The organism is Streptomyces noursei (genome assembly GCF_001646665.1).
GTDB lineage: Bacteria > Actinomycetota > Actinomycetes > Streptomycetales > Streptomycetaceae > Streptomyces > Streptomyces lavendulocolor.
In genome coordinates, this window is sequence record NZ_LWBU01000326.1 from 12,097 (window position 1) to 31,056 (window position 18,960).

Sequence of the window (18,960 nt, forward strand, 5' to 3'; positions counted from 1 at the left end):
TCGTCCTCGTCACCCACGACGAGGGCGCCGTGGACGCCCTCCAGCCGGAGCGCATCATCCTGCTCCCCGACGGTGTCGAGGACCTGTGGGGCGCCGACTACGCGGACCTCGTGGCGCTGGCCTGACCCCGCGTCCGGAGCGCGGCCGAGAGGCCTGTTCGTCTCCGTATGGATCATTCGGCTTACGCGTGATCCATCATCTGAGTGAGTACGTCTCATCCTGCGGCGTGGCGCCGGGCGGGCCTCCCCTCCCCGCGCCCCCCCCGCCCCCCCCCGCGCCGGGCCCCCGGCCGCCCTCCCCGCCCCGGCGCCACGCCGCGCTCGTCTCCCCGGCACCCTCCTGACCTGGCCATTCGTCCACGGCCGGCCGACCGGTGCCGGCGCGCGGCACGGCCGGCGGCGGGGGAGCGGCGAAACCTTGCGGCACGGACCTTGTCGAATGGCTGGCCAGGAAGCGCCCGAGGGGTGATCATGAGAAGACCAGAGCGCACTTCCCATGAGGAGGCACGGGTGGCCGAGACTCTGAAGAAGGGCAGCCGGGTGACCGGCGCCGCGCGCGACAAGCTCGCGGCAGACCTGAAGAAGAAGTACGACTCCGGTGCGAGCATCCGGGCATTGGCCGAGGAGACGGGCCGATCCTATGGATTCGTCCACCGGATGCTGAGCGAATCCGGAGTCACGCTGCGTGGACGCGGCGGAGCGACGCGAGGCAAGAAGGCCGCTTCGGCCTGACGGCCCCAGCGTCCCGACATCCCGAGCGCGGCTCGTCCGGCCCCACCGGTTCCGGCAGGGCCACCCGGTCGATCGCAGTGTCGGCCGGGTGGTTACTGTTCAGTCACTTGATGGCTGCACTGCTGCACCGGACCCGGAGGCGCCCCATGACCTCGCTCGACCCAGTCCTCGAAGTGCTCGACAAGGACGGTGTACGGCTCACCGTCGAGGACGCCGTTGCCACGGTGACCCTGACGAATCCGGCCAAGCGCAACGCCCAGTCCCCCGCTCTGTGGCGGGCGTTGACGGAGGCCGGACGGTCACTGCCCGGCAGCGTGCGGGTCGTGGTGCTGCGCGGGGAGGGCAAGTCCTTCTCCGCGGGGCTCGACCGGCAGGCGTTCACGCCGGAGGGCTTCGACGGCGAGCCGTCGTTCCTCGATCTGGCACGCGGCTCCGACGCCGAACTCGACGCCGTCATCACCGAGTACCAGGAGGCGTTCACCTGGTGGCGCCGTAACGACATCGTGTCGATCGCGGCCGTGCAGGGGCACGCGATCGGGGCCGGATTCCAGCTCGCCCTCGCGTGCGACCTGCGGGTCGTGGCGCAGGACGTGCAGTTCGCGATGCGCGAGACCAGCCTGGGACTCGTCCCGGACCTGACCGGGACGCACCCCCTCGTCGCGGCGGTCGGCTACGCCCGCGCGCTGGAGATCTGCGCCACCGGCCGGTTCGTCCACGCCGACGAGGCCGAGCGCATCGGGCTGGCCAACCTCGTCGTGCCCGCCGACGACCTCGACGGTGCGGTACGGGACCTCGCGGGCGCGCTGCTGGCGGCGCCGCGCGATGCGGTCGTCGAGACCAAGGCGCTGCTGCGCGGCGCCCAGGACCGTACGTACGAGGAGCAGCGGACCGCCGAGCGCGCGTCGCAGGCGCGCCGCCTGCGCGACCTGGCGGGCCTCGCCGACTAGGGCGTGTCGTGCGGATCGGTCAGGAGCCCGGCACGGTCCGCGGACGCACTCCCTCACCCTGCTCTTCGAGCACCACGCCGGTGACCACCACCGTCACCGGCAGCTCACCGCCGACGGCCCCGCGTACCGCCCGTGCCACATCGAGGGCACGGTGGCCCGGGGCCGTCGCCAGCTCGACCCTCAGGTGATCGGCGGCCCGGTGCACGGGCGCGCCCAGCACCGCCGTCAGCCGCGCCACCCCCGGGACGGCGGCCGCCGCCACCGCCGCGGCGTCCTCCCGCGGGACGGGTGCCCCCTCCGGTGGCCGAGCGCCCTCGGGCGGTTGCGGCGGAACGTCCAGGAGGGCCGTCACCCGCAGGTCCACCTCCGCCACGTCCAGCCCGAGCAGCCGCTCCGACGCGGCCGACAGGGCCGCACGCAGCCGTTCGGCGACGTCCGGCAGCGGCGAGCCGTACCCGGCGGCGAACTCCGCCTCGATCCGCAGCGGCCCCGGGGGCACGGAGGCCGGGGGAGCCGGGAAGGCGGGCGCGGGCGCCGGTCCGGCGTCCACGAGGCCGACCCGCAGCCGCCCCGGGTCCACCCCCGGCACCTCCCGTGCCGCCCGGCGCAGCACCTCGTCCACCGCGCTTTCCGCGATCCACGCCCCGTCCGCCGGGCCGCCCAGTGCCAGCAGTCGGCCCAGGCCGATCCGGCTCCTCATGGTCGTCACCCATCCGTCAGCCGTCGTCATCCCCCCAGCCTGCCGTATCCCTGGCGCGAGATCCGGATACCACCCTTAATGTGACGAAAGGAGAATAAAAAACCCCCGAAGGGACAACGGAGATGACCGACGCGTCACAGTCCGCCCGGGCCGACCAGGCCGCGAAGGCGGCACGGGTCAAGGAGCCGGCGGCCGAGGAGACCAGGAGGACCTCCCTGGGCAAGGGGGGCGGCGGTTCCGGCGACCCGGCATCCCGTGGGCGGACCACCATCGCCGACGGTGTCGTCGAGAAGATCGCCGGGCTGGCGGCGCGTGACGTCGTCGGCGTCCACGCGATGGGCAGCGGCATGTCCCGCACCTTCGGCGCGGTGCGCGACCGGGTCCCCGGTGGCCGACCCGACGTCACACGGGGCGTGAAGGCCGAGGTCGGCGAGGTGCAGACGGCAATCGACCTGGAGATCGTCGTCGAGTACGGGTTCTCCATCCGTGATGTCGCCGGTGCGGTGCGGGAGAACGTCATTTCCGCGGTCGAGCGGATGGCCGGCCTGGAGGTCGTCGAGGTGAACATCGCGGTGATCGACGTCAAGCTGCCGGAGGACGAGGAAGAAGAGCCTGAGAGCCGGCTCCAGTAGCCGGCCGTTGAGGAGCGCACGATGAACATGGCGATGATCGGCCTGTTGGCCGGAATGGCGCTCGGCTTCGCCGGATACTTCGGCGGCTTCGGAGCGTTTCTGCTGGTGGCCGCCCTGGGAGCGGTCGGCTTCGTCGCGGGCCGCTTCCTGGACGGGGACCTGGAACCCGGTGACTTCTTCCGGAGCCGGGACCGCGAGGACAGGCGGCGGTGACACGGTGACGGGAGTCCTCGCGGCGGAACGGGGAGCGACCACGATCGCCGACCGCGTGGTCGCAAAGATCGCCGCCCGCGCGGCGCGGGAAGCCCTCGAAGGCGTACCGGCGCAGGACGACGGTGCCGGAGCGGGCGCCGGCGGTGCGCAGGGCGGTCCCGGCGCGGGCGGTCCCGGCGCCGGAGGGCCCGGCGAAGGCGTGGGCGGCAGCGGGACGAACGAGGGCGCGCGGGAGGGCGGCGCGGACGGCGCGGGCGGTGTGCGCGGCCCTGGAGCCGGTGTCCACGGCCGGCCGCCGCACGCGGCGGTCGTCGTGCACCGCGACACCGCCCGCGTCCGGATCAGCCTGGAGCTGGTCTACCCCTGCGACATCGGCGCCCAGTGCGCCGCCGTGCGCCGCCAGGTGACCCGGCGCGTACGGACGCTGGCGGGACTGGAGGTGCCGCAGGTGGCGGTCCAGGTGGAACGGCTCCACTCCCCGTACACGCGGGAGCGCGGCAAGAGCGGAGGGAGGGTCCGATGAGCACGAACGCGCCCACCCGGTCCGTACCGGTGCTGGAGGAGCGTGCCCGCGGCGGCGGGCACCGCTTCTGGTCCGCGCGGCGCGTCCCGGCCGCCCTGCTCGCGCTGCTGGTGCTGGCCGGAGCCGGGCTGCTGCTGTACGACGTCGCCTCCGTGCAGGCCGGGCGGCCCGGCATGCGGTGGCGCCGCGACCTCGCGGACGACCTCTCCGCCCGGCAGCTCGACGACGTGGCGGTGGTCGCGGGAGCCGGGGTCGCCGTCGCGCTGGGCCTCTGGCTCCTGCTGCTGGCCTGCACGCCCGGGCTGCGGTCCGTCCTGCCCATGCGGCGCGGCGACGAGCCGCTGCGCGCCGGGCTGCGGCGGGAGGCGGTCGAGGCCGTGCTGCGCGACCGGGCGGTGGCAGTGGCGGGAGTCCAGTCCGCCCGGGTGCGGGCACGGCGCCGCAAAGCGGTGGTACGGGCCGTGTCCCACTTCCGCGAACTCGACCACGTACGCACCGACCTGGACGCCGTGATGCGGGACGCGGTCAAGGAACTCGGCCTGGCACGGCCGCCGCACCTGTCCGTGCACGTCGTGCGGCCCGCCCGGAAGAAGTGAGGGGACATGCTGAGGACCGTCAACCGGATCGTGCTGGGCCTGGCCGGAGCGGTACTGGTGTGCGCCGGAGGCGCGGCGCTGGCGGCCGGCCTGGACCTGGGCGTGCCGTCCTGGTGGCCGTGGCGGGGACCGGACACCGTGGTGCTCACCGACTCGGCGCGCACCCGGTGGGACTGGCCGGTCGTGGTCGCCGTGCTGGCGGTGCTGGTGCTCCTGGCGCTGTGGTGGCTGGTGGCGCAGCTGCGCCGGCACCGGCTCGCGGAGGTGCTGGTCGACAGCCGGGACGGGGAGAGCGCGGTGCTGCGGGGCCGGGCGCTGGAGGGCGTCGCGGAGGCCGAGGCGGAGGCGCTGGACGGAGTCTCGCACGCCCGCGTCCGGCTCACGGGCCGGCGTACGGCGCCCTCGGCGCGGGTCTCGCTGCTGCTGGAGCCCCATGTGTCGCCGGACGAGGCGCTGTCGCGTCTGCGGGACGGCGCCCTGCGGCACGCCCGTGAGTCGGCGGGGCTCGCGCAGCTCCCCGCGGAGGCCCAGCTCCGCGCCGCCAAGCACGCCGCCCGCCGCGTGACCTGAGCGCCCGGCCCCGCTCCCGGGCACGGCGGCGCGGCGGGGCGCGTCGCGCCGCCGTGCCCGTGCGGGGTCAGAAGCCGTGCAGGGCGCCGCCGTCGACCGGGAGCATCACGCCCGTGAGGTACGAGGCGGCGGGGGAGAGGAGGAACGCGGCGGCGCTGCCGAACTCCTCCGGCGTGCCGTAGCGCCGCAGCGGCACGCGGGACTCGGCCGCGGCACGGGCCGCCGACGGGTCACCGGACAGGGCGTCCAGCTCCCGCACCCGGTCGGTGTCGATCCGGCCCGGCAGCAGCCCGACCACCCGGATGCCGCTCGGCCCCAGGTCGTTGGCGAGGGACTTGGCGAAGCCGGCGAGCCCGGGGCGCAGCCCGTTGGAGATGGTCAGCCCCGGGATCGGTTCGTGCACCGAGCCGGACAGCACGAACGCGATCACGCCGCCCTCCTCCAGCGCGGCGGCCGCCGCCCGGGCCATCCGCACCGCGCCCAGGTACACCGCGTCGAACGCCGCCTGCCACTGCTCGTCCGTGTTGTCCGCCGCCCACCCGGGGGCCGGACCGCCCACGCTGACCAGCACGCCGTCGAAGCGCCCGAAGTGCGCCCGGGCGGCGGCGATCAGGCGCTCGGGGGTCGCCGGGTCGGCGTTGTCCGCCGCGACGCCCACCGCACCGGGGCCCAGCTCGGCGGCGGCCCCGGCCACCGCCTTCTCGTCGCGCGAGGAGAGCACCACCTTCCCGCCGTCCGCCACCAGGGCGCGCGCGGAGGCGTTGCCCAGCCCGCGGGAGGCGCCGGTCACGACGTACACACGGTCCTTCAGTCCAAGATCCATGGCCCTATCCTGCCGCCTCCTGACGGGCCAGCGCGAGGGCCGTCCCCACCAGCCCGATGTGACTGAAGGCCTGGGGGAAGTTGCCCAGCTGCCGCCCCGCGGACGCGTCGTACTCCTCCGCCAGCAGACCGACGTCGTTGCGCAGCGCCAGCAGCCGCTCGAACAGCTCCCGGGCCTCCTTGGTGCGGCCGGTCATGCGCAGCGCGTCCGCCATCCAGAACGAGCAGACCAGGAACGTCCCCTCGTCGCCCGGCAGCCCGTCGACCGGCACGCCCTCGGTGGTGTAGCGCCGGATCAGCCCGTTGTGGTTCAGCTCCGCCCACACCGCGTCCACCGTGCCGACCACCCGCGGGTCGTCGGGCGGGAGGAAACCGACGCGGGGGATCAGCAGGGTGGCCGCGTCCAGTTCTGCGGAGCCGTACGACTGCGTGAAGGTGTTCCGTTCCGGGTCGTACCCCTTCTCGCACACCTCCCGGTGCACCTCGTCGCGCATCGCCCGCCACCGGCCCACGTCCCCGCGCAGCGACGGGTCGTGCTCCAGGGTGCGCACCGCGCGGTCGGCGGCGACCCAGGCCATGACCTTGGAGTGCACGAAGTGGCGGCGCGGCCCGCGCACCTCCCACAGCCCCTCGTCGGGCTGCCGCCAGGTCGACTCCAGGAACCCCAGCAGGCTCAGCTGGAGGTTCCACGCGTGCGTCTGCGACGCCAGCCCGGCCTCGCGCGCCAGGTACAGGGAGTCGATGACCTCCCCGTACACGTCCAGCTGCAGCTGATGGACGGCCGCGTTGCCGGTGCGGACGGGGGCCGACCCTGCGTACCCGCGCAGCCACGGCAGTTCCGTCTCCGGAAGCCGGCGCTCGCCCGCGACCCCGTACATGATCTGGAGGTCCGCCGGGTCACCGGCCACCGCCCGCAGCAGCCAGTCGCGCCAGGCCGCGGCCTCGTCCAGGTAGCCGGCCGACAGCAGGGCGCCCAGGGTGAGCGTCGCGTCGCGCAGCCAGCAGAAGCGGTAGTCCCAGTTGCGTACGCCGCCGATGTCCTCCGGCAGCGAGGTCGTCGGCGCGGCCACGATCCCGCCAGTGGGGGCGTACGTCAGGGCCTTGAGGGTGATGAGCGAGCGCATCACGGCCTCGCGGTGGGGCCCTTCGTAGGTGCACTGCGCCGACCAGGACTCCCAGTCCTCCAGCGTGTGCTCCAGCGCCTCGAACGGGTCGATCAGCGGCGGACGGGGCTGGTGCGAGGGGTGCCAGGTCAGGACGAACGCCACTTTCTCGCCCGCGCCGACCGTGAACGACGAGCAGGTGCTGAACTGCTGACCCCACGTCTTGACCTCCGGCTCGCTGCGGAGCCATATCGAGTCGGGCCCGGCGACCGCCACCCGGTGGCCGTCCGTCCGCCGCACCCACGGCACCACGGAACCGAAGTCGAAGCGCAGGCGCAGCACCGCGGCCATCTCCACCGTGCCGGTGACCCCCTCCACGATGCGGACGACGTCGGGCGCCTCGTCGCGCTGCGGCATGAAGTCCAGCACCCTCACCGTGCCGGTGCGGGTCTCCCAGAGGGACTCCAGCACCAGGGAGTCGCCGACGTAGCGGCGCCGGGTGCAGCTGTGTCCGTCCTTGGGGGCGATCCGCCAGTGGCCGTTCTCCTCGTCGCCGAGCAGCGCGGCGAAACAGGCCGCCGAGTCGAAGCGCGGCAGGCACAGCCAGTCGATCGAACCGTCCTTGCCGACCAGCGCCGCCGTCTGAAGGTCCCCGATGAGGGCGTAGTCCTCGATGCGTTGCGTCACGATCAGGCGTGTTCCCGCCCGGACCGGCCGCTAAGCGGGCAGGTGTGCGGCCGGTTCCCGCTCGTCGCCGCCACGGCTGCCACCACCGCTGCCGCCGTCGCCGTCCCCCTCGCCGCCGTCGGCTCCCGGGGTGCGGGCGGCTTCCTCGCGGTCGCGCTTCTCCCGGCGTACCAGCACCACCCAGCCGACCGGCACCCCCGCCGCGAACAGCCACCACTGCACCGCGTACGCCATGTGCGCGCCGATGGAGTCGTGGTCGGGCTCCGGGATCAGCTCCGGGGTGTCACCGGCCGGGGCCGGGGCGGTCTGCTCCAGGTAGCCGCCGAGCACGTCGCGGCCGATGCTCTCCGCCTGCTGCTCGCTGTTGATCAGCATGACCTGGCGGGGCGGCAGCCCGCTGAGGTCCTTGATGCCGCTGGCGCCGGTGGTCTCGTCGGCCTTGAGCCGCCCGGTGACGGTGACCTCGCCCCTGGGGGCGGGCGGCACCTCGGGGAAGGACTTCTGGTCGGCGGCCGCGGGGACCCAGCCGCGGTTGACGAGGACCACGCGGCCGTCCCGGAGGACGAGGGGGGTCAGGACGAGGACACCGATGCGGTCGTCGGCGTTGGTGCGGCGGCGTACGACGACCTCGTGGCCCGTGTCGAAGGTGCCGGTGGCGGTGACCCGGCGCCAGTAGTCGGCGCGGGGGACGGTGTGACCGGGGGAGGTGAGCTCCGTCACGGGGACGGGTGCGGCCTTCAGGTTGTCCTCGATCAGCTGGTTCTGGGCGACCCGGCGCTCGTGCCGGTGGAACTGCCAGAAGCCCAGCTCGATCATCACGGGGATGAGAACGAGGGCGATGAGGGTGAGGATCACCCACTGCCGGGACAACAGGAAGCGGTACACCATTCGACCGTACCTGCTCGTGTCCCGGTCCCCGTGGGTGGGTCCCGTCCGGCCGGCGGGGCGCGGGGCGGCCCGGGGGGCGCCGGCGGCGGACCGCCGGGCGGGCCACGTGGACCCGGCCGTGGACGAGGAGGCCCTCCCGGCCGGGAGCCGTGTGCCGCCCGGGCGCCGGGCGGTCCGGGTCACACCTTGTCGACGATGCCCACCTGCCCCTTCTCCGCGCGGGCGCAGTGCGCCCCGCAGAACCACTGGCCGTCGGCTTCCACGCCCTGGCCGATGATCTGGACCCGGCAGTGCTCGCAGATGGGCGCCATGCGGTGGATGGCGCAGGCGAAGCAGTCGAAGACGTGCACGGCGCCTTGCGCGTGCACCTCGAAGGACATGCCGTAATCGTTTCCGCAGACCTCACAACGTGCCATGCGCCACAGGGTGCGGTCCGGCGCTCCGGTTGGGGCGGCGAAACGCCCGGGCGGTCACCCGTCTGCCTACTCGTCTGCCGGGGCCACGTCACGCAGCAACTGGGTGAACGCCGCCTCGTCGACGATCGGTGTGCCGAACGACTTGGCCTTGACCGTCTTGGAGGTGGCCGCGTCCGGGTCGTTGGTGACGAGCAGGCTCGTCAGCCGGGAGACGCTGGTGGCCACATGGAGGCCCGCCTCGACCGCCCGGTCCTCCAGCAGCTCGCGGTCGATGGAGGTGTCACCCGAAAAAGCCACCCGCATACCCTGCTTGAGCGGTTTGTCCGTTTCGTAGCGCCCGGGGTTGGGGTACGGGCAGGCCGGCCGCTTGCGCGAGGGCCGCCAGCTGTTCCCGTGGTACGAGGACTGCCGCGGCACGCCCGGGGCGGCCGGCGAGGACGCCCATTCGGTGAGCGGACGGCACTCCAGCAGCGGCAGCCGTACGCCCCGCTCCGCCGCCGCGTGCAGGCTCGGGCGGAACGCCTCGGCCAGCACGCGCGCGTCGTCCAGCGCGTTGTGCGCCCGGCGCTGGACGACCCCGAAGTGCGTGGCCAGCGTCTCCAGCTTGAAGTTGGCCAGCGGGAGCCCCAGCTCCTTGGAGAGCGCGATGGTGCACAGCCGCTGCCGCACCGGCGCGGTGCGCTCGGCCCGCGCGTACTCGCGGGCGATCATCGACCAGTCGAACATGGCGTTGTGCGCGACGAGCACCCGGCCGTCGAGCCGGGCGGAGAACTCCGCCGCGACGTCCGGGAAGAGCGGCGCCCCCTCCAGGACGTCGCTCGTCAGACCGTGGATCCACACCGGGCCCGGGTCGCGCTCCGGATTGACCAGCGTGTACCAGTGGTCCTCCACGTTGCCCTGCGCGTCGAGCCGGTAGACGGCGGCGGACACTATCCGGTCGTCGCGGGCGAGGCCGGTGGTCTCCACGTCGACGACCGCGTACCCCTGTGTCGGGTAGGCGGTCGGCCACGGCGCTGCTGTCGTACGGTCGTCGAGCATGGTCACTGAGAATAGTTGCCGCCACTGACACCGCCGTCGCCGGGCATGCCCCGCGCGGCCCCGGTGTTGACGCCCCGCACCCCTGTTCCCGTATCCGAGTGGGCAGTTGACCCGGCCTCGGGGGAGCGGCCGGGGGGCCGCCCGGCGGCCCGGGGCGGCGCGCCCGGCGGCCGGTCAGATCGACGCGCGCCGGACCGTGATGCGCGAGTCGTCGAACAGCCCGGTGCCGGTGAGGGTCATGTCGTCGGTGACGGTGACCGTCAGGTCCTCCTTGCCGGCCAGCGGCCCGAGGTCCAGCGGGCCGCCGCCGGTGCCGCACAGCCAGACCGTCAGCGAGGTCAGGGACGGGAGGTCGCGGAGCGGGGCCAGCCCGTGGGACAGCTCGCACCGCCACAGGAACAGTCCCTCCAGCCCCACGAGCCCGCCCAGCACCCCGAGGTCGAGCGGCGCCAGCTCGTTGAGCGTCAGCCTCGTCACCGGGGGCGGCGGCGACAGCCGGGTCAGCTGGTCGAGCTGGGTGGGGCTGGACAGGGCGAGCGACGTGAGGGACGGCCACCGCTCGATCCCGTCGAGGCTCACGTAACGCACCTGGCGCTGGAGCGTGAGGTTCGCGAGCCGCGGCCCGGCGGGCAGCTCCGCCAGGCTCTCGACGAGCAGGGGGTGGCCCAGGTGCAGACCCTTGAGGTTCGGCATGTCGCGCAGCGGTCCGACGTCCAGCGCGGAGTGCCCGTCGTACAGCGACAGCCACTCCAGGGCCGGCCCGGCGAGCGGCGACAGGTCCGTCAGGGACGCGCACCTGTTGAGTCCGACGGCCCGCAGACCGGGGAAGCGCGCCGCCGGCGACAGGTCGCGCAGCGCGGCGTTCTCGTACACGAACAGCCGGCGCAGGTCGTCCAGGACGAGCAGGGGCGTCAGGTCGTCGTGGTCGCCCTCCATGTGGACGGACCGGACATCCGGGACGTGGCGCAGCGCCTCCAACTGCTCCGCCGTCTTCACGTACAGCTGCTCCTCGTCCCAGGTGCGCGCCGCCAGCACCTCCCGCAGGTACGCCTCCGTGTCGAACGCGCCCCACGCCTGGGACAGCTGGAACGACACCGGTGACCGCGGATCCTCCCGGAACCGCGCGACCACCTCGAACGCCGCGTCCCCCTTGATCAGCGCGGCCGTCCGCACCACCGCCGCCGCGCTGTACTCGTCCAGCACCTCGTCGGGACCCGGCAGCAGCTCCAGCACCAGCTCGCCGACCTTGGCCAGCTCCTCGGAGTCGCTCTGCCGGCGCGGCGGCAGCAACTGCTGCGTCCGGTCCTGGACCGCGGTCCGCACCCCCGGGTCCAGCTCCGGGGCGTGCTCCAGACACGCCGCAGCCAGCAGCACGAGCCGGTGGCCGTGGCAGGGTTCGTCGTCCGCCCGCCGCAGCAGGTCCGTCAGGAGCCGGGCCCGCTCGTCCACGCGCGCGTGTCCCACCGCCATCTGCACCACGTCGTCCCACTGGTCGTCGTGCGCGTGCCGTACCAGGACGCCGAAGTCCCGCGACTCCACCGCCGCCTTGGCGCCCAGATAGTCCTGGAACGTCCGGTGGACGAAGTCGACGGCACCCGGCCGCGGCTCGCGCAGCAGCCCGCTCCTGATCAGCAGGTGCGAGAAGACCTGCTCCGCGGTGCCCTCCACCTGCGGCATGGCGCCCAGCCAGCGCGCCACCATCTCCACCGCGTCCGCCCGGTCCGCCTCCGCCTGCCCGTTGCGGATCAGCCAGTACGCGAACCGCTGGAGCAGCGCCATCTGCTCCTCGCGGGTGAGGTCGACGCCCTCCACCCCGACGACCTCGCGCTCGCTGTCCCTGCGCACCAGCAGCATGTCCAGGGCCGCGTCGTACAGCTCCTTGCGCGCGCGGGGCAGCTGCATCCGGCGGTCCCGGTTGAGCGCGCACAGCAGCGCGCACATCAGCGGGTTGGTGGCGAGCCGGCCCAGCGCCCGCCGGGTGCCCACCGCGTGCAGCAGCGACTTCTCGAAGGTGTCGAGCCGGTCCCGCTCGCCCGGGGCGGCGCACTCCTGCCGGGCGGCCTCGTGCCAGTGCTCGATGAACGCCCGGATGTCGTCCCGCTCCATGGGGAGCAGCGAGTGGGCGGCGAATCCGTGGTGGGCCAGCCAGTCCTCCGGCACCGCGGAGGGCCGCGTCGTCACCACGTAACGCGCGTGCGGGAAGGCCGCGATCAGGCTCCTGAGCCACTCCTGGGTGCCCCGGCGCAGCCGCGCCGGCACCTCGTCCACGCCGTCCACGAGGACGAGCGCCCTGCCGTCGGACATCAGCTGCTCCACCCACCCGGCCGGGGCCGAGCCGTGCAGGGGCACCCCCGCCGCCCGCAGGAAGTCCCCGGGGCCGGGCAGCGGACCGGAGGGCGGGAACGTACGCAGCCGCAGGACGAAGGGGACGCACCGGTTCCAGTCGTCGAGGTCGCGGCCGAACCGGCGGCGGGCGGCGTTCACCGCCAGCCACTGCACCAGGGTGCTCTTGCCCGAACCGGCCTGTCCGCGTAAGAGGATCCGGTCGGCGTCGGCGAGCGCCTGCTCCGCCGTGAGGGCGACCCGCCCCGGGCCGGGCGGGCCGAACGTCTCGTGGCGGGCGCCCTCCCCGCTGACCGCCAGGCTGATGTAGGCCGTGTCCAGCGGCCATTCGCCGGTCGACCGCCCCAGGGTCAGCCCGAACAGCTCCAGCCGGCCGTGCGTGGCCGTCACGTAGTCCGCGTACCGCTGCTCGAACTCCAGCGCCACGGCGTCCTGGCGGCGGCGGCCCGCCGCCAGGTCCTCCACCAGCGCGTGCGTGCGGCCCGCCGCGCGGGCCTGCTCCACGGCTGCCCGCGCGGGGAAGGACGGGTGCGTGGTGAGCTGCTCCACCACGTGCGCGCAGCACAGGCCGAGGAGTTCCTCGTACAGGTCCGCGGCGCGCGGAGCCAGCCCCCGGACGGCCGCCGCCGAGCGCAGTTCCGCGCGGAGGCGTGCCGGGTCCAGGTCCACCGCGAAGAGACGGTCGGCGCCGATCTCCCCCGCGGCGGCGAAGCTGTCCCGTACGGCGTCGACGGCGGCGAGCCGTTCGTTCTCGGGCAGGCCGCCGTACGACTCCTCCAGGCGGCCCGCGAGGATCGTCGCCAGCCGGTCCGGCTTCGGCGGCCGCGGCAGGGCGCGCGGCGGGCCGTCCACCAGGCCCGCACCGGTCCGGGGGGCGACGAACGACTTCGCCACGGCGCCCAGCACCGTGCCCGCGAGACGGGTGACCACAAGTTCCCAACCCTGCAACGTCGTTGCTCCCCCCGAGACGGCCCGACCGGGATCGTACGACGCCCCCGCGCGGACGCGGGCGGAAGCGGCCGATTCCGGCCGCGGCGGCAGGGGCGCGTCGTGCGGTGCCGCACGGTGCCCGGTGTCCCCCCCCCGTTCAGGCCGTGGCCCACCGCGCGGGGTCCGTGCCCCACGGTCCCGGCGGGCGGGTCCAGTCCGAGGGGCCCCCTTCGTACGCGACCGGCGGCAGCGCGTGCCGCAGCCGGCCCATGGGCGTGTCCTTCGTGGTCGTCCAGCGTTCCGGGTCGAGGCCGCCGTCCCGCGCCGGGGTGCCGGCCGGTCCGTGCACCAGCCAGTGGGCGGTCTGCGTCAGGGCCACCCGGACGAGCCGGGTCCCGCCGCCGTCCGGGCCGCACCGGCCGGTCAGCGCCCGCAGCACGGCGGCGGCCAGCAGGTATCCGGTGCCGTGGTCGAGGGCCTGGGCGGGCAGCGCGCCCGGCTCGCCGCCGGAGCCCTCCAGCAGGGCGATGCCCGTCGCCGCCTGGACCAGGCTGTCGAAGCCGCGCCGTCCCCGCCAGGGCCCGTACCGGCCCCACGCCGACAGCTGGCCGACGACCAGGCCGGGGCGGCGCTCGGCCAGCGCTTCGGCGGAGAGCCCGAACCGGTCGAGCGCGCCGGGCCGGTAACCGGTCACCACCACGTGCGCGTCCGCGAGCAGTTCCTCGAACACGCGGTGGTCCGCCCGGCGCCCGAGGTCCAGGGTCGTCGAGCGCTTGCCCATCCCGGTGTCGTCGTGGGCCTCCTGGCTCTCCGGCAGGTGCGGCGCGTCGATCCGCAGGACGTCCGCGCCCAGCAGCGCGAGGGTCCGCGTGGCGACCGGCCCGGCCAGCACCCGGGTGAGGTCCAGCACCCGCACCCCGGCGCACGGCAGCAGCGGCGTGCCCGCGCCGGTGACCCGGCTCCACGCGCGCGGGGGACCGGCCTCCGCGGGGCCGTCCACCCGCTCCAGGGTCAGCAACGGCCGCGCGGGCACCAGGGCGCCCTGCTCGTGCGCGGCCCACCGCGCCACGTCGCGCACGGCGACGGCGAGGCCGCCGGCCGCGTACACGGCGTCCTCCACGTCCACGGCACGGCGTCCCGCGACCGCCCCGGCGACCGCGTCCGCCACCCCGGGCCCGTCCGGCACCCCGAGCGCGCGAAGGAGCCGGTCCCGGTGGTGGGGGTAGTTGGCGTGCGTCCGCACCCACCCGTCGGCCGCCCGCCAGAACCGCGACAGCGGCGCGAACCCCGTCCCCGCCCGCCCGTCGACCCTGACCAGCCGCTCGCTGAGGAACGCCGCGGCCACCGCCCCGTCGTCGACCCGTACCCGGGGCACCGCGCGCCCGGTGCGTACGGAGGCCAGCTCGGCGGCGGCCAGGGAACAGACCGCGACGGTCGCCCGCGCGAGCCCCATCACCGGGAGCCGTGCCGGGAGCCCGCCCGGGGGGCCGCCGTACGACACCCGCTCCACCAGAGCCGGATCGGCACCGAGTGCCGCCCAGGCGTGGGAGGTCCCGGCGCAAAGGGCGGAAAAGTCACTATCCATACCGGCACTATGGCACTGAGTGCCACTCGGTGGAAGAGGGCCAAGGGCAAGGCCCCGGACGCGGTACCCCTCACCGCGTCCGGGGCCCCGAGGCACCGGTCCGTACGTCCGGACGACCCTGCGCGTCGTCCGGACGGCCACGTCCGTCACATCCGGACGGCCTTCCCCGTCACGCCCGGACGATCCTGCCCGTCACTTCCGGACGCCCGCGCCCATCGGCGCCCGCGTCCGCCGGCCTCCACGTCCGTCAGCGCCGGACCGCGTCGAGCGCGTCGGTCATGCCCTTGCCGTAGAAGCCGTTGTCCCGCTTGCCGCCCTCGCACACCGCGTCGACCGTGCCGTCGCCGTTGATGTCGTACGGGTCGGTGCACGCGGTGTCGTCGGCCTGCTTGTACAGCAGCGCCTTCACCGCGGCGGGCGAGGCGTACGGACGGGTCGACTTGATCAGCGCGGCCACACCGGCCACGTGCGGCGACGCCATCGACGTACCGGCCTTGTAGCCGTACTTGCCGCCCGGCAGCGTCGACAGGATCAGCCCGTTGGTGGCCGGCGCCTCCGGCGGCTGGAACGCCGTCGAGTCACCGCCCGGGGCGGCGATGTCCACCACACCGAGGCCGTAGTTCGAGTACGACGACTTCAGACCCTTCGCGCCCGTCGCGGACACCGTCACCACACCGTCGAGCATGGTCGGGACGTCCGGGCAGACCTCGGGGTCGACGACCCGCTCCACCGGCGTGGTGTCGTTGGGGCTGGTCTTGTCGACGATCTCGTCCGCCGCCAGGTCCGTACGGGCGTTGCCCGCCGCCGCGACGTTCACCGCGCCCTTGCGCTCCGCGTACCGCGTGGCCCGCTGCAGCGCCTCCACCAGGGCTCCCTGGTCGAGGTCGTTCTTGCAGGTGTACAGCCACGGGTCGACGTAGTAGCTGTTGTTCGTCACCTCGACCCCGTGCTCGGCCGCCCAGATGAACCCGCAGACCACGGACTCCGTGTAGAAGAAGCCGTCGGGGTTGGACACCTTGATGCCGGAGACCTTCACGCCCGGCGCGACACCGGTGATACCGACGCCGTTCTTCGCGGCGGCGATGGTGCCGGCCACGTGCGTGCCGTGGTCGCTCTCCGTGGGGCCCGGCCGCCAGGACCCGTCGGTGGTGTCCGGCGCGCCCGTCACGCAGTTCGCGGACGCCGCGCGGTCGAAGTTGGGGGCCAGGTCCGGGTGGGTGTCGTCGACACCGGTGTCCAGGACGGCGACGGTGACCTTCTTGCTGCCGAGGGACTTCTCGTGGGCCTTGTCGGCCTTGATGGCCGGCAGGTCCCACTGCAGGGGCTCGAACGGGTCCTGGTCGGCGTCCGCCCGGTCGGCCGCGGCCCGCGCCTCCTTGGCCGACAGGGGCTGCTCCGCGCCGATGTCGGTGGTGGTCTGGGCGGCGAGCGGCGCGGTCCTGGTGGCGCCGGCCGACTTCACGCCCCGCACCTGGCGGATCGTCTTGGCGAAGTCCGGGTTCTGCGAGTGGACGACGATGACGCCGATCTGGTCGTAGGCGATCACGACGGTGCCGCCCGCCGCGGCTATCGCCTTCTTCACCGCCTTGGCGGTGGAGTGACCACCCGTCACGTTCACCACGTACGACATCTTCGGGCCGTTCGTCGCGACGGCGGCCGCCCCGGCGGTCGGGGCCTCGTCCAGCGGGGCGGCCGAGGCGGCGGCCGGAAGCAGACCGAGCGAGGCCGTGAGCGCCAGGCCGGCGGGCAGCGCGAGTATTCGCGCGCGTCCGGATCGCAGATGAGCCATGGGTTCTCCACATCATCCTGAGAGCCGCCCACGCACCGGTTGTGCGTGGACGGGTGCATGACGAGCGAAGCTATCGCCGATCATCCCGGCCCATCAATGACTTCGGGAAAGAAAAAGGCCCCAGGTGAACCGCGTCGCCACGGCTTCCGTGCCGTTGACAGGGGAGAGCACGAGCGCGAACCGGCCCCCCACCGTGAGGTTCTTGTCCATGCCCAGCGCACCAGCGTCACGAGGAGTTCCCGTGGTCACCGATGCACCGCCGCCCGAGGGCGGTACGGACACCAGTCCCGCCCAGCCCACGACAGAGTCGTTCGTCGAGGTGCAGGAGAGCGCGGAATTCGGCGAACTGCGCCGCGCCCACCGCTCCTTCGCGTTCCCCCTGACCATCGCTTTCATCACCTGGTACCTGCTGTACGTCCTGCTGTCCAACTACGCGGGCGGCTTCATGGGCACCAGGGTGTTCGGCAACATCAACGTCGCGCTGGTCCTCGGCCTCGGCCAGTTCGCCACCACCTTCCTCATCGCCTGGTTCTACTCCCGGCACGCCGCCGAGCGGCTCGACCCCCGGGCCGAGGCCATCAAGTCCCGCATGGAGTCCCGCATGGAATCGCGCACGCCGTCCGGCACGGAGACCGGGACGGAGGTCGACGCATGAGCGGCACCACCGCCACCGGTACGGCCCTGCTGGCCGCCGCGTCCGACGCCTCGGAGCACCGGCCGCTGATCATCACCCTCTTCGGCGCCTTCGTCGTCGCGACCCTCTGCATCACCGTCTGGGCCGGCCGCCAGACCAGGAACGCCTCCGACTTCTACGCGGGCGGACGCCAGTTCACCGGCTTCCAGAACGGCCTCGCCATCTCCGGCGACTACATGTCCGCGGCGTCGTTCCTCGGGATCGCGGGCGCCATCGCCCTCTTCGGGTACGACGGCTTCCTGTACTCCATCGGCTTCCTGGTCGCCTGGCTGGTCGCCCTGCTCCTGGTCGCGGAACCGCTGCGCAACTCCGGCCGGTACACCATGGGCGACGTCCTGGCGTACCGGATGCGGCAGCGCCCCGTCCGCACCGCCGCGGGCACCTCCACCATCGTCGTCTCGATCTTCTACCTGCTCGCGCAGATGGCCGGCGCGGGTGTCCTCGTCTCGCTGCTCCTCGGCATCACCTCGGACGGCGGCAAGGTCGCGATCGTCGCCCTCGTCGGCGTACTGATGATCGTGTACGTGACGATCGGCGGCATGAAGGGCACCACCTGGGTGCAGATGGTCAAGGCCGTCCTGCTCATCGCGGGAACCCTGCTCATCACCTTCCTCATCCTGCTGAAGTTCGGCTTCAACCTCTCCGACCTGCTCGGCACCGCCGCCGCCAACAGCGGCAAGGGGTCGGCCTTCCTCGAACCGGGCCTCAAGTACGGTGCCACCGGCACCTCGAAGCTTGACTTCATCTCCCTCGGCATCGCGCTGGTGCTCGGCACCGCCGGTCTGCCGCACATCCTGATCCGCTTCTACACGGTGCCCACCGCCAAGGCCGCCCGGAAGTCCGTCAACTGGGCCATCGGCATCATCGGCGCCTTCTACCTGATGACCATCGTGCTGGGCTTCGGCGCCGCCGCCCTGCTCAAGCCCGGCGACATCATCGCCTCCAACAAGGCCGGCAACACCGCGGCCCCGCTGGCCGCGCTGGAGATCGGCGGCGGTGGCGGCTCCACCGGCGGCGCGATCCTGCTCGCCGTCATCTCCGCGGTCGCCTTCGCCACCATCCTCGCCGTCGTCGCCGGCCTCACCCTGGCCTCGTCGTCGTCCTTCGCGCACGACATCTACGCCAACGTGATCCGCCGGGGCCGGGCCACGGAGAAGGAGGAGGTCCGCGCCGCCCGCTGGGCGACCGTCCTCATCGGCATCGTGTCGATCGCCCTCGGCGCGCTGGCCCGCGACCTCAACGTCGCCGGCCTGGTGGCCCTCGCCTTCGCGGTCGCCGCCTCGGCGAACCTGCCGACGATCCTCTACAGCCTGTTCTGGAAGCGGTTCACCACCCAGGGCGCCCTGTGGTCCATCTACGGCGGCCTGACCGCCTCCGTGGCGCTGGTGCTGTTCTCACCGGTCGTCTCCGGCAAGCCCAGCTCGATGTTCCCGGACGCCGACTTCGCCTGGTTCCCGCTGGAGAACCCCGGGCTCATCTCCATCCCGCTCGGCTTCCTGCTCGGCTGGCTCGGCTCCCTGCTCTCCAAGGAGGAGCCGGACAAGGGCAAGTACGCCGAACTGGAGGTCAAGTCCCTCACCGGTGTCGGAGCGCACTGACCCGCACACCCTGTGCCACCGCACGCGGCCGCGCCGCGGGGATCGTCGTAGATCCCTACGACGCGGCCGCGCCGCTGCTGTGGACAATGGCCCGTGTCGTTGTCGGCGGTCTCACGTAGGCTCCTTGGTATACGGAACCTGGTAACCGGGGGAGG

The 18,960-nt window shown here is 73.7% G+C and carries 17 protein-coding genes and 1 pseudogene; 9 read left to right on the top strand and 9 right to left on the bottom strand.

All coding sequences use genetic code 11. From position 1 onward, the window contains the following. The first annotated feature begins 509 nt into the window (after window positions 1-509). Together A4V12_RS23295 and A4V12_RS23300 are read left to right on the top strand one after the other, a co-directional pair. Window positions 510-731: a helix-turn-helix domain-containing protein gene (locus A4V12_RS23295; RefSeq protein ID WP_006123601.1), complete on the top strand. Its 222-nt coding sequence runs from the start codon at window positions 510-512 to the stop codon at window positions 729-731. 146 nt (window positions 732-877) lie between these two features. Beyond that, window positions 878-1,678 carry an enoyl-CoA hydratase/isomerase family protein gene (locus A4V12_RS23300; RefSeq protein WP_064071365.1) on the top strand — a complete coding sequence of 267 codons (801 nt, stop codon included), beginning with the start codon at window positions 878-880 and terminating at the stop codon, window positions 1,676-1,678. Window positions 1,679-1,697: 19 nt separating this feature from the next. On the opposite strand, the gene A4V12_RS23305 is transcribed toward A4V12_RS23300, so the two are convergent. After that, window positions 1,698-2,408, bottom strand: a complete 711-nt coding sequence (locus A4V12_RS23305; RefSeq protein ID WP_064071366.1) for an Asp23/Gls24 family envelope stress response protein — start codon at window positions 2,406-2,408, stop codon at window positions 1,698-1,700. Window positions 2,409-2,500: 92 nt separating this feature from the next. Here A4V12_RS23305 and A4V12_RS23310 point away from each other — a divergent pair, with 92 nt between their 5' ends. The 5 genes and pseudogenes from A4V12_RS23310 (at window position 2,501) to amaP (ending at window position 4,912) form a co-directional block, all read left to right on the top strand. Next, window positions 2,501-3,010 carry an Asp23/Gls24 family envelope stress response protein gene (locus A4V12_RS23310; RefSeq protein WP_064071367.1) on the top strand — a complete coding sequence of 170 codons (510 nt, stop codon included), beginning with the start codon at window positions 2,501-2,503 and terminating at the stop codon, window positions 3,008-3,010. Between the two features lie 21 nt (window positions 3,011-3,031). After that, window positions 3,032-3,223 (top strand): hypothetical protein, encoded by a 192-nt coding sequence (locus tag A4V12_RS23315; RefSeq protein WP_064071368.1) that lies wholly within the window; start codon window positions 3,032-3,034, stop codon window positions 3,221-3,223. A gap of 286 nt (window positions 3,224-3,509) precedes the next feature. After that, window positions 3,510-3,746 (top strand): annotated as a pseudogene (locus A4V12_RS40025) (hypothetical protein); the annotation flags it as partial. Then, window positions 3,743-4,342: a DUF6286 domain-containing protein gene (locus tag A4V12_RS23325; RefSeq protein WP_107415490.1), complete on the top strand. Its 600-nt coding sequence runs from the start codon at window positions 3,743-3,745 to the stop codon at window positions 4,340-4,342. The pseudogene A4V12_RS40025 and the gene A4V12_RS23325, both read left to right, overlap by 4 nt. Window positions 4,343-4,348: 6 nt before the next feature. Beyond that, on the top strand, window positions 4,349-4,912 hold the full coding sequence (amaP, locus tag A4V12_RS23330) for an alkaline shock response membrane anchor protein AmaP (protein WP_064071369.1): 564 nt from the start codon (window positions 4,349-4,351) through the stop codon (window positions 4,910-4,912). A 67-nt stretch (window positions 4,913-4,979) separates the two neighbouring features. Here amaP and A4V12_RS23335 read toward each other — a convergent pair whose 3' ends face one another. The 8 genes from A4V12_RS23335 to A4V12_RS23370 form a co-directional block, all read right to left on the bottom strand. Beyond that, window positions 4,980-5,735: an SDR family oxidoreductase gene (locus A4V12_RS23335; protein WP_064071370.1), complete on the bottom strand. Its 756-nt coding sequence runs from the start codon at window positions 5,733-5,735 to the stop codon at window positions 4,980-4,982. 4 nt (window positions 5,736-5,739) lie between these two features. Further along, window positions 5,740-7,524, bottom strand: a complete 1,785-nt coding sequence (locus tag A4V12_RS23340) for a glycoside hydrolase family 15 protein (protein ID WP_064071371.1) — start codon at window positions 7,522-7,524, stop codon at window positions 5,740-5,742. A 30-nt stretch (window positions 7,525-7,554) separates the two neighbouring features. Continuing rightward, on the bottom strand, window positions 7,555-8,409 hold the full coding sequence (locus tag A4V12_RS23345; RefSeq protein ID WP_064071394.1) for an SURF1 family cytochrome oxidase biogenesis protein: 855 nt from the start codon (window positions 8,407-8,409) through the stop codon (window positions 7,555-7,557). A 182-nt stretch (window positions 8,410-8,591) separates the two neighbouring features. Then, window positions 8,592-8,828 carry a hypothetical protein gene (locus A4V12_RS23350; RefSeq protein WP_064071372.1) on the bottom strand — a complete coding sequence of 79 codons (237 nt, stop codon included), beginning with the start codon at window positions 8,826-8,828 and terminating at the stop codon, window positions 8,592-8,594. 66 nt (window positions 8,829-8,894) lie between these two features. Continuing rightward, window positions 8,895-9,872, bottom strand: a complete 978-nt coding sequence (locus A4V12_RS23355) for a DEDDh family exonuclease (protein WP_064071373.1) — start codon at window positions 9,870-9,872, stop codon at window positions 8,895-8,897. Window positions 9,873-10,040: 168 nt separating this feature from the next. After that, window positions 10,041-13,139: an NACHT domain-containing protein gene (locus tag A4V12_RS23360; protein WP_234372306.1), complete on the bottom strand. Its 3,099-nt coding sequence runs from the start codon at window positions 13,137-13,139 to the stop codon at window positions 10,041-10,043. A 157-nt stretch (window positions 13,140-13,296) separates the two neighbouring features. Then, window positions 13,297-14,724: a CoA transferase gene (locus A4V12_RS23365; protein ID WP_064071375.1), complete on the bottom strand. Its 1,428-nt coding sequence runs from the start codon at window positions 14,722-14,724 to the stop codon at window positions 13,297-13,299. 247 nt (window positions 14,725-14,971) lie between these two features. Then, a complete protein-coding gene (locus A4V12_RS23370; protein ID WP_064071376.1) occupies window positions 14,972-16,513 on the bottom strand; it encodes a S8 family peptidase in 1,542 nt (513 codons plus the stop codon). 241 nt (window positions 16,514-16,754) lie between these two features. Between A4V12_RS23370 and A4V12_RS23375 the strand changes: the two genes are divergently transcribed. After that, window positions 16,755-17,168, top strand: a complete 414-nt coding sequence (locus A4V12_RS23375) for a DUF485 domain-containing protein (protein WP_064071377.1) — start codon at window positions 16,755-16,757, stop codon at window positions 17,166-17,168. Further along, a complete protein-coding gene (locus tag A4V12_RS23380; RefSeq protein WP_064071378.1) occupies window positions 17,165-18,805 on the top strand; it encodes a solute symporter family protein in 1,641 nt (546 codons plus the stop codon). Before A4V12_RS23375 ends, A4V12_RS23380 begins: the two co-directional genes overlap by 4 nt. Window positions 18,806-18,960: the final 155 nt, after the last annotated feature.

Coding starts and splice junctions, on each gene's coding strand:
- A4V12_RS23300 (WP_064071365.1), top strand. CDS start 878: ATGACCTCGCTCGACCCAGTCCTCGAAGTGCTCGACAAGGACGGTGTA.
- A4V12_RS23305 (WP_064071366.1), bottom strand. CDS start 2,408: ATGACGACGGCTGACGGATGGGTGACGACCATGAGGAGCCGGATCGGC.
- A4V12_RS23310 (WP_064071367.1), top strand. CDS start 2,501: ATGACCGACGCGTCACAGTCCGCCCGGGCCGACCAGGCCGCGAAGGCG.
- A4V12_RS23315 (WP_064071368.1), top strand. CDS start 3,032: ATGAACATGGCGATGATCGGCCTGTTGGCCGGAATGGCGCTCGGCTTC.
- A4V12_RS23325 (WP_107415490.1), top strand. CDS start 3,743: ATGAGCACGAACGCGCCCACCCGGTCCGTACCGGTGCTGGAGGAGCGT.
- amaP (WP_064071369.1), top strand. CDS start 4,349: ATGCTGAGGACCGTCAACCGGATCGTGCTGGGCCTGGCCGGAGCGGTA.
- A4V12_RS23335 (WP_064071370.1), bottom strand. CDS start 5,735: ATGGATCTTGGACTGAAGGACCGTGTGTACGTCGTGACCGGCGCCTCC.
- A4V12_RS23350 (WP_064071372.1), bottom strand. CDS start 8,828: ATGGCACGTTGTGAGGTCTGCGGAAACGATTACGGCATGTCCTTCGAG.
- A4V12_RS23365 (WP_064071375.1), bottom strand. CDS start 14,724: ATGGATAGTGACTTTTCCGCCCTTTGCGCCGGGACCTCCCACGCCTGG.
- A4V12_RS23370 (WP_064071376.1), bottom strand. CDS start 16,513: ATGGCTCATCTGCGATCCGGACGCGCGCGAATACTCGCGCTGCCCGCC.
- A4V12_RS23380 (WP_064071378.1), top strand. CDS start 17,165: ATGAGCGGCACCACCGCCACCGGTACGGCCCTGCTGGCCGCCGCGTCC.